General features: G+C 52.6%; 7 protein-coding genes. 2 read left to right on the forward strand and 5 right to left on the reverse strand.

Features of this window, described 5'->3' with window-relative positions:
- Window positions 1-429: 429 nt before the first annotated feature.
- Complete coding sequence (locus tag EKN00_RS10460) at window positions 430-1,992, reverse strand: PH domain-containing protein (RefSeq protein ID WP_127850189.1); 1,563 nt, start codon at window positions 1,990-1,992, stop codon at window positions 430-432.
- A complete protein-coding gene (locus tag EKN00_RS10465; protein ID WP_127850190.1) occupies window positions 1,979-2,452 on the reverse strand; it encodes a PH domain-containing protein in 474 nt (157 codons plus the stop codon). Before EKN00_RS10465 ends, EKN00_RS10460 begins: the two co-directional genes overlap by 14 nt.
- 441 nt (window positions 2,453-2,893) lie before the next feature.
- Between EKN00_RS10465 and EKN00_RS10470 the strand changes: the two genes are divergently transcribed.
- Both EKN00_RS10470 and EKN00_RS10475 read left to right on the forward strand, forming a co-directional pair.
- On the forward strand, window positions 2,894-3,883 hold the full coding sequence (locus EKN00_RS10470) for a ketopantoate reductase family protein (RefSeq protein WP_127850191.1): 990 nt from the start codon (window positions 2,894-2,896) through the stop codon (window positions 3,881-3,883).
- A 152-nt stretch (window positions 3,884-4,035) separates the two neighbouring features.
- Window positions 4,036-4,692 (forward strand): hypothetical protein, encoded by a 657-nt coding sequence (locus EKN00_RS10475; RefSeq protein WP_127850192.1) that lies wholly within the window; start codon window positions 4,036-4,038, stop codon window positions 4,690-4,692.
- Window positions 4,693-4,775: 83 nt separating this feature from the next.
- Here the strand turns inward: EKN00_RS10475 and EKN00_RS10480 are convergent, their stop codons facing one another.
- From EKN00_RS10480 to EKN00_RS10490, 3 genes are all read right to left on the reverse strand, one after another.
- Complete coding sequence (locus tag EKN00_RS10480; RefSeq protein ID WP_127850193.1) at window positions 4,776-5,417, reverse strand: SDR family oxidoreductase; 642 nt, start codon at window positions 5,415-5,417, stop codon at window positions 4,776-4,778.
- A gap of 173 nt (window positions 5,418-5,590) precedes the next feature.
- Window positions 5,591-6,982, reverse strand: a complete 1,392-nt coding sequence (gene brnQ, locus EKN00_RS10485) for a branched-chain amino acid transport system II carrier protein (RefSeq protein ID WP_127850194.1) — start codon at window positions 6,980-6,982, stop codon at window positions 5,591-5,593.
- A gap of 619 nt (window positions 6,983-7,601) precedes the next feature.
- A complete protein-coding gene (locus EKN00_RS10490; protein ID WP_127850195.1) occupies window positions 7,602-8,807 on the reverse strand; it encodes an MFS transporter in 1,206 nt (401 codons plus the stop codon).
- Window positions 8,808-9,017 lie beyond the last annotated feature (210 nt).

The raw sequence follows: 9,017 nt of genomic DNA on the forward strand, positions 1-9,017 counted from the left end.
GATTTCATTGTACAAGGACTCAGGCTGTGAGTCTTTTCTATTTGGTTAATTTGTTGCACTTACATTGTAAATTCGTCGGATAAAAAAAGCCCCCAACGATAATTAAATCGTTGAGGGACGAGTTCAGTCGTGGTACCACCCTTAGTTCGCGGCAATTGCCGCCTCATCAGCACACAGAAAAATCTGGATGCCTTAGCAAGATACCGGTTGCGACCGGGCAGCAAGCACCACCTGCTGTCAGCTATTAGGAGCTCATTCTCGCACCAAGATACCTGCCCGTTTTCACCATCTCGGGCTCTCTAATGAGGTATGCACGTGGCGTTCTCTTCTCCGCAAAGCACGTTCATTCACTTATTGGTGATAATACTAGGCGCAAATTTAACGAACGTCAATAGTAATTTGCCCGACTCTTACCACCAACGAAACGGGTTAATTGTGGCCCTGACCCGCGAGCGCGGCCGGACCGAGGTACCAGGCATAAACCTGATCGCCGATTTGCGCTGGAACGTAGCGCAGTTCAATTTCTTCGTCGCTGTTCCCCTTGCGAATATGAACCACCACGTGCACCCAATCGTGCCGCACCATCCAGAGGCTTTGTTTCACCTCAACAGATTGGATGTGCTGACGACTCACCGCAAAATCGGTGCGTTCAAGCGTCGAGCCCGAGCTAATGAACAGAATCTGGTCACTGATGGCAAAACCGCGATTGGCAACCGCGAATTCACCATAAGCGATGCCGAGTGCCACGAGCAAAAGCGCCAGAAGCCCCCAGGTGTGGAAGTAATAAACGCACACGCCGGTAATGATGAGCGGCACAATTATGGCGTTGCGAATCATCGCAAACCGTCCCGTTGCAAAGGTCTGCATGGTTGGTTGCTGACTGGGAAGCCACGCAACCACGTTGTGCAGACGCGCCCACACCTGGTTGCGGGCAAGCATCGGGTAGAGCACCATGTCGTCGTCATCATCTTCCTTACCCACGGCCGACGCGAGCACAACCTGCGCCGTCCCCTTGTGCAGGAGGCCACGAATGACATTGGCCTTGAACCGCACCGCCTGAATCCGGCTGGCGGAGGCGGAAACCGTGCCAATTTGGAGCAACCCCTTCTTGGTGGTGATGCGGTCCCCATCAAAATCGACGGTGAAGTTCCAGTAGCGCACCAACTGCACCCCGACACTGCTAATAATGCTAACGGCCATGAGGCTCAGCACCATCAGACCGATGCCAACCACATCCAGCTGGTTGATTTTGCCAACCGCCCAATTGGTAATTGCTGGCACCTGCGCATCCGCCCACTTGGCCACTGATGGTGCCTGCTGTAGGTATTGGAAACCACCTAAGAGGGCAATGATGGTCGGAATGAAGCCGAGTGACGTAAGCGCGTAGGCAATCAGCTCGGGCAAATCGAGCGTGTGGTGGTAGCTGGTCTTTGGTGTTGACGCATCTTGGGGCTTAGCCTGCAATTTTTCGGCGAATGTCTGGGCCGTAGTGCTCTGCTCCGGCGTCACCGCAATCGCCGACTGTTTGTGTTGCCGCCGCTCGAGTTCATCCCCAACGGCAAACGGAACGGCCACTAATTTGACCTCGGGCTCATTGCCAGAGTGTGCCGCCGTTTCGACCGTCAGCGATTCAACGCCGAACGGGACCATGAAGAACCACTGGTTGCGCTGCACGGTTTGGATGTTGTTGTAGTTAATGTGCAGTTTTTGCCGGCGAAAAATCCCCCGCCGCAAAATGAACTCCGACTCCGTTAGCTGATACTTGGTGGCCAGAAACCGTGGCAGGACAAACACAATAATCAGCACGGCCCAAATGCCCAGACCCAGACCAATATTCAGGAGCGGGCGCTTGAACAAGTCCCCAACATCCCGCAATAAATTCAGGGCGACAACCCAAACTAAATGCAGGGAATCAACGAGGATCCCGAGGACGTTCTGCCGCCGCCACACGTTCAGTGGCACCTGCGCACTTGTTTTTTTAGAGGGCATCATCACGCACCTCGATTGCACGGGCCATAATCCGGTCGCGCAACTTAGCTGCGGTCTGCGGTTCAACCCCTTCAATGTCGTGGTCCGTAGCCGCTGTCGCAATAACAACCTGTTCAAGGTGTTGGGCCTGCATGAGTGGCCCCGCCTTGAGCGTCACGTTTTGAATTTTGGCAATTGGAATTGCGACGTGCTTCTTAAAGAACAGCCCGGAACTCATTTCCACCGCGGTGTCGGTAATCCGGTATCCGGAAAACGCGTAACGGTATGGCACCAGCGCAAGCTCAATAATGGATTCGACCACCGTGAGCCCCAGCGCCGCAAACACCAGCCACATGGGCCAATCCCACCACATGTGTCCGAGCGCAACCCCACCAGAAACAACCAGGCCAAAGATAAAGGAACCGAGCGTGCTCAAATACCAGATGCGCTTAATTCGTTCTGGCAACTTGTGTGTGTCATTCATAAATATTCCTCCAACACGCGGCAGCACCCCAGCTGCCGCACTAGAATAATAGCTAACCCTAAACCAATGATAAGTTTCTCATAGAAAATTACTCGTCGCCATCAAACTTTGGTCGTATTTTAGGCGCAGATGGTGGCGAAAACCGGGTGGCCAGCTCCGAATTATCGGTGTGTGACCGCGATGAGTCGGGCATTTGCTCACCACATCAGGCTGCTGTCGCCCGCCGACTGCCTTCCGAAAAATAATTAGCTCCACATTAAATTATTGATTGACATTTTCTGAGACAAATCTCATAATAATCTCAACCAGCAAACGTGTTGGTTAACATAGAAAATCTTTTGTCAGCAATTCGCTCGCCATGGACTGGTCAACATATGATCACTAAGGCGGGATGGATTGTTTTGCCGTCTTTACACCTCACAAACAAAGGAGAACATACATATGCATTATACAATTTTGGGTGCCGGCGCAATGGGCTTGCGTTACGGCGTATTGCTGCAGGAACATGCCGGCGCAACCGTTGACTTCGTTGATACTTGGCAGCCGCAAGTTGATACTTGTCGCGCGCAGGGTGGCATCTTTGTCTCCCGCGACGGCCAAAACAAGCATTTGGTCCCAATCAACATTTACACCCCAGAAGAATATACCGGTAGTCCTGATGCCTACATCATCTTCTGCAAGCAGATGGGGCTGCAAGAAATGCTGGACCGTTCCGCCCACTTCTTCAAGCCAAACCAGTACGCCATCACCTGCATGAACGGGATGGGCCATATCGAGAAGATTAACAAGTTCTTCCCCGCCGAGAAGGTGCTGGGCGGCACCGCGCTTGTTGCCACCGTTCTGAATGGTGCGGGTGACGTTGATTTCATCGGTCAGCCGAACACGGGGTCCATGAACATTTGCCCCCAAACCGAAAAGCCCGACGCAATGACGCCGAAGTTCCTCGCTGACTTGCAGGCAGCACACCTGAACCCCAACCTGACCGACAACTTCAACGGTACCCTGATGGCCAAGGTAACCTTCAATTCAGTGGTCAACACCCTCTGTACCATGTACCAGATTCGCATGGGTGAATTCATCGCGGCACCAACCGCCGAAAAGCTCTCCAAGCAGCTCATTGAGGAAGCCTACTCCGCCTGCGAAGCCGCCGGTATCACCTTGCTCAACAGTCGCGAAGAAGAATGGCAAAGCATCGTCCACGTTAGCGCGGTGGCCAACCCCCTGCACTTCCCGTCCATGTACCAGGATTTCTCCAAGAACCGGCCCACCGAAGTCGACTACATTAACGGCTACATCTACGACCTCGGGCACAAGCACGGCTATGAGGCCAAGACGCACGATTTCCTGCGCAACCTCGTCCACCTTGCAGAATTCGCCAAGACGTTTGACGTCGACGCATTTACCGAGGAAGTTCACTCACGAAACGCATAGTATTCCAGCAAAGGCTGCCGCGATTTCTGCGACAACCTTTTTTTCTGAGATAAACCAGGCGCGCGGTCGATGCGACCAATTGAATACCAATAGACAACGGCTCAATCTGCTGGTATGCTCGGTGGAGCCAATAAATAACGGGGGTGAGGTTAATGGCGTGGGGATTTATGGCGGTGGCGCTTGGGTGCTTTGGGTCTGCTCTAGTTGAAATCATTTTGCGCCGGCACCTTAAGATGACGGTAATTGGCCGCCACCGCCTGCTGGTGATGGCCATCATCATGCTCATCATTGGCCTCACCGCTCTCCTGACCGGCCGCCTTGACCGCTACTACGGCAATCAGCTCCGGGCAATCGAAAACGCCCGCATCAGCCAGGCAACAACGAGTGCAACCGACATGATGGGCGACGTATTCACGAATAACATGAACCACTTTGCTAATAATATAATCAGCCTCAGCACCCAAACCCGCGAATTGGAAAAGCTGCAAGCAAAGGCTGCAAAAGCAAACACTGGCCACCCCGTTACGGTTGGCGCAAAGCAATACACCGATGCCACTAGCGCGATTAACGCAACCATCGCCGCTAACACCAAGCTGGTCAACAAAATCGTGCAGACAACCGCGAACCTCGGCGACGAGTTTGCCATCATGAGTCGCAACCAAACCGTCAACTCAGCCAAGCAACTGCGAGCGCTCAATCCTCGGCTAATGAACGCGCAGGCGCTGGCGAAGCTAATGCTGAACTACGGCGGCAATTGGGCTACCCACGCCCGCCTTTTTGAACAATACAGCTGCGCAATGTTCTACTAAAAAAGACACCACTTCAAAACAGACCGTTTTGAGGTGGTGTCTTTTACTACTAACGGGCAGCTTAGCGTTACCCATTCTTCCTATTAATAGAAGGAAGGCTTGTCCCCGTCAGTGCCTGGCTGGTTCACGCCGAGGGATTCACCGACGTACTGGTCTGGTTTAGCCACAATCTTGGTGACCAAATCGGCAATGCTCTTGCGCGAAACTTCCGTGCCCTTAAACGCCTCACCCTTCTTGGTCAGCTCGTAACTAACGATGTCCTTGTTGCTGAGCCATGCGGGACGGATGATGGTGTAATCCAGCCCGGATGCCTCAATAACCTTAGCGGCGGCCGTGTACGGTTCAAGGTAGCCGCCATCGAGTTGCTCGTGGTTCCAGCGGCCAAAAGCACCGGGAACTTCATCGTAAATGCCAAGCGTCGAAATCCAGATCAGGCGCCGAACACCGACTGTCGTCATCGCCTTGACCACGGCCTTGGCCTGATCTTCAATGTTGTGTCCCGCCAGGTTCGCGTAGACAATGTCTTGCCCCGCAAGCGCGGCTTCAAGGTCCTTAACCTGCGCCGCATCCCCGTCAACCACACGCTCACGCTTGTCATCAGCCGGCTGAATTCGGTTAGCCCGCCGCAAGAACAAGGTGAGCTGTGCATCGGTATCTGTCAGTAGCTGCTTCGTCGCCAGCCGGGCAATCTGTCCGTGCGCACCCAAAATTAATACGTTCGTCATTTCAATCGATCCTTTCATCTAGATACTTATCATTCACAACTACAGTATAACGAGGCCACCGGAAGCCGCGGCGGACAACGCCCAGGTCAATGTCCGCAAACGGCCGGCCGAACGAGTTCGAACTAGGCACAAAAAAAGGCCGCCCAAAGATGAACGGCATTTTTTGCATCGAACTAGTTTAATTCGGCTGTTGTTTCTGTTGCCTTTTCACCCGCAAGTTTTGCGATGATGAAACCAGCAATCAAGCCAATTGCCATGAACGGAACGAAGTCCATCCCAATGCTGTACCAAGGAATGTAGTTAGTGGCAAAGGTGTTAATTGCCTTGAAGAAACCAAGGTTAGCAATGTATGGTGGCATGGAGTGGATTGCATCAAGAATGGCAGGAATTGCGGTGAGCGAAATGGTGCTCGTGTAGATAATCTTGGACTTGCCAATGAATGGGTGCATAATCCCGAGGAAGATCAGTCCAATCGCGAATGGGTAAAGCAGCGACAGAATTGGCGTGGACAGTTCAACAATGCGGGTCAACCCGAAGTTAGCAATCCCGAAACCGCCGACACAGGTGAAGATGAGGAACTTGTGGAAGCCAATCTTTGGGAACCGCTTGCCGAGGTCCTGCGAAAATGAGGTAACCAGGCCGATGGAAGTTGTGAGGCAGGCGATGATGGCCATCGCGGCGAGAATTGACGTCCCGATAATCCCGGTGTAGTGGTTCATGATGGCGGAAAACGCGGGTGCCCCGTTTTCGGTCGTCTTGGTGAAGGTGGTGGAGATAGCACCGAGCGCAATGAGGAGTGCGTAGATAATGGCTTCAATCCCCATGGCGATACTCCCGATTTTGGCAACATCCTTTGAACGTTCGCTGGTACCGGTAATCCCGAAGAATCCTAATGCGGTAACGATGGTAACCCCAAAGCCGAGGCCGGCGAGTGCGTCCATCGTGTTGTAACCCTGGAGGAAACCATTAATCATGTTCGCACCACCGGCATTCATGGCGCCAATCTTGCCGAGAGTGGCACCGTCACCCTTGATGATGAAGGCCGTTGCGAAAACGACAATCAGCAAAATGAGCAGCAGCGGGTTGAGCAGCTTACCCACATAACTAGCCATCTTGGACTGGTTCCGGGAGAGCGCGTAGGTGATGGCGAAGAAAATAGCTGAGTAAATGAAGAGGGCAATGGTTTCTTGACCCTTAGAAATGAATGGGATAATCCCAATTTCGAACGAAACGGTTGCCGTCCGTGGCGAAGCAATGAGCAACCCCAAGCTGGCGTGCGTGCAGATTAGGAAGAACAGCGCAAACCCCTTACCAACTGGCCGTGCCAGGTGGTACATACTATCGGAGCGCGTCATTGAGATGGCAAGGATAGCAAGAAGTGGCAAGCACACGGCAGACAGAAGGAACCCAATCGCTGCGGGCGCCCAGTTACCGCCAGAAATCTGGCCCAGGTGAATTGGGAAAATCAGGTTACCCGCCCCGAAGAAAAGGCCAAAGAGCATGGACCCCAAAGTGATCAACTGTTTGCGTGACAATTTTTTGCTGCTAATGTTTGAATTCTCCATAAGTGAAACCTCCGAATTTTACAGAGCGAAACTCCCCGTGTTACCAACAAAGTAGGGATAGCTCTTTTGAATAATGACAACCGACCAAGACCAGGGCGTGAATTGTGGCCTGAATGAACCGTCGTCCATATTTCGCTGACAAAAAAAGCGCCCCTAGCAATTAACATTAATTGCTAAGGGCGCCAATGCGCGAACCACCTTAATTCACAACACCGTCACCGATGTTGCCTCTGCAAGTACGGCCGACTCCGGAAATCGACGATACTCGTGCACTGTAATGGGCGCTCCCACCTGCAACTCGCACGACTTCAGCCATACTCGAAGCAGGAACTTGTAGCCTACTTTCATCGCTTCCGTTCCACCGCTTCACACTTACCGCGGCTCCCTGAGGAACTTTCCCGATTACTCTTGCTACGCTCTGTCTCTGTCGTATTGATGATGGGATTAATATAAATTAAAACTCGGTGGCCGTCAACACTTTTTGCTAATTTTTTTGCAATAAATCTTTAACCACAAATTCCGCAAGCGGAAACATCCCCGTGGTTAAGGCGTTTGCCGACTGAAATTTTTTTGCGAAATTTTCATCCGTATTGGTGGTTAATGCCACTAGATAACAGCATCACTTGCGCAAACTCGGTTCGGTGAACCAGAGGAGCACGAAATTAATTAGCAGCAATACCGCCGTGGAAATAAACACAGCGTTGTAGCCCCAAAAGCCGGCAACTGCCCCGCCCCAAATCGCGCCGAACATGCTACCAAGAGCCTGAAACGATTGGTTCCACGCGAACACGTCCGAGAGCGCCGAATGTGGTGAATTCTTCGTCAGCAACGTCTGAATCGTGGGAAACAGCGCCGCATCAGAAATACCGACCAAAAAGCGCAGGCCACCGAGAATCCAGAGGCTGGCGAAAAAACCCTGCGGAAAGTACACAATCACGGCAAACAAATATCCAGCAATAAGCACCTTCCCTGATCCGTGACGGTCACCGTATTGACCCAACCGCGGTGCAGCCATGATGTTCGAAATCCCAGGCAGCGCCGAAATTATCCCAGCAACAACGGTAATCGCCCCGCGTCCGTGCATCAATTGCCGCACGTACAGGCTGATAATTGGAAAAATCGATGAGTTGCCGAGTTGCACAATCATCGTGGAGATTAACAGCACCATAATCAGACGTGGATTTTGGAATTGTTTCAAGAAGCCCCCGCGTCCGGCGGTTGATTTTGCCTTTGTTTTGTCCGGATGAACCGACTCTTGAACCAAGGTCACCGACAAAACAGCGACGAGCAGTAACAATCCGCCAGTAATGAAGAACGTTTGGCGAATCGAGAAAATATGCGCGAGCAACCCGCCAAGAACCGGTCCAACGAGCACGCCTGAAGTTGACCCCGTCATCAAGGTGCCAAGGATCCGGCCACTTTTTTCACGCGGTACTTGCGCGGCGACCAGTGCCTGGGCGTTGGGAATATAACCCGAGAAGGCACCAATGGCGGCGCGCGCCAGGAACAACAGCAAGACGTTGTGCACGAATCCCGTCAGTATGTATACAATCGCCATGCCGCCCGCGGTGAAGAACAAAATGATGCGGTGTCCGCGGTTGCCCGCGAGTCTGCCCCAAGCAGGCGCCATGAACGCTGTGACTAGGAACGACACAGCGTAAATTATTCCGCTATAAAAATTCAGTTCCTGGTGACTAAAATCACCAATCTGACTAATAAACAACGACAAAAAAGGCCCAACTTCGCTAAAAGCAATACCGGCCACAAATGTGCATGCCCAGAGGACGAATAAGTTCCGCTGCCAAACTGGGTTCTTTGATTCCATGCTGATCACCCCCACACGCGATTTTGCGCTTGATGAAGGTCTTCTGTAAAGTGCGAACGGGCGAATTTCTAATTTTATCCAAATACTGACGCTGTCCGGCAGCGTCAGCTCTTGGTTTAGGTATACCAGTGGCGGCTCCGCGTTGCGGGGTTTGGCCTCCGGGTCCGGGCTGGGCCTCGGGTGTGCTTCGCCGTGGTCGCTGTGGCGGTC

Source organism: Lacticaseibacillus hulanensis, from assembly GCF_004010095.1.
Lineage (GTDB): Bacteria > Bacillota > Bacilli > Lactobacillales > Lactobacillaceae > Lacticaseibacillus > Lacticaseibacillus hulanensis.

What these genes read in the sequence shown, in the direction of transcription:
- EKN00_RS10460 (WP_127850189.1), bottom strand. Translation starts at nt 1,992, where the DNA reads ATGATGCCCTCTAAAAAAACAAGTGCGCAGGTGCCACTGAACGTGTGG.
- EKN00_RS10465 (WP_127850190.1), bottom strand. Translation starts at nt 2,452, where the DNA reads ATGAATGACACACACAAGTTGCCAGAACGAATTAAGCGCATCTGGTAT.
- EKN00_RS10470 (WP_127850191.1), top strand. Translation starts at nt 2,894, where the DNA reads ATGCATTATACAATTTTGGGTGCCGGCGCAATGGGCTTGCGTTACGGC.
- EKN00_RS10475 (WP_127850192.1), top strand. Translation starts at nt 4,036, where the DNA reads ATGGCGTGGGGATTTATGGCGGTGGCGCTTGGGTGCTTTGGGTCTGCT.
- EKN00_RS10480 (WP_127850193.1), bottom strand. Translation starts at nt 5,417, where the DNA reads ATGACGAACGTATTAATTTTGGGTGCGCACGGACAGATTGCCCGGCTG.
- brnQ (WP_127850194.1), bottom strand. Translation starts at nt 6,982, where the DNA reads ATGGAGAATTCAAACATTAGCAGCAAAAAATTGTCACGCAAACAGTTG.
- EKN00_RS10490 (WP_127850195.1), bottom strand. Translation starts at nt 8,807, where the DNA reads ATGGAATCAAAGAACCCAGTTTGGCAGCGGAACTTATTCGTCCTCTGG.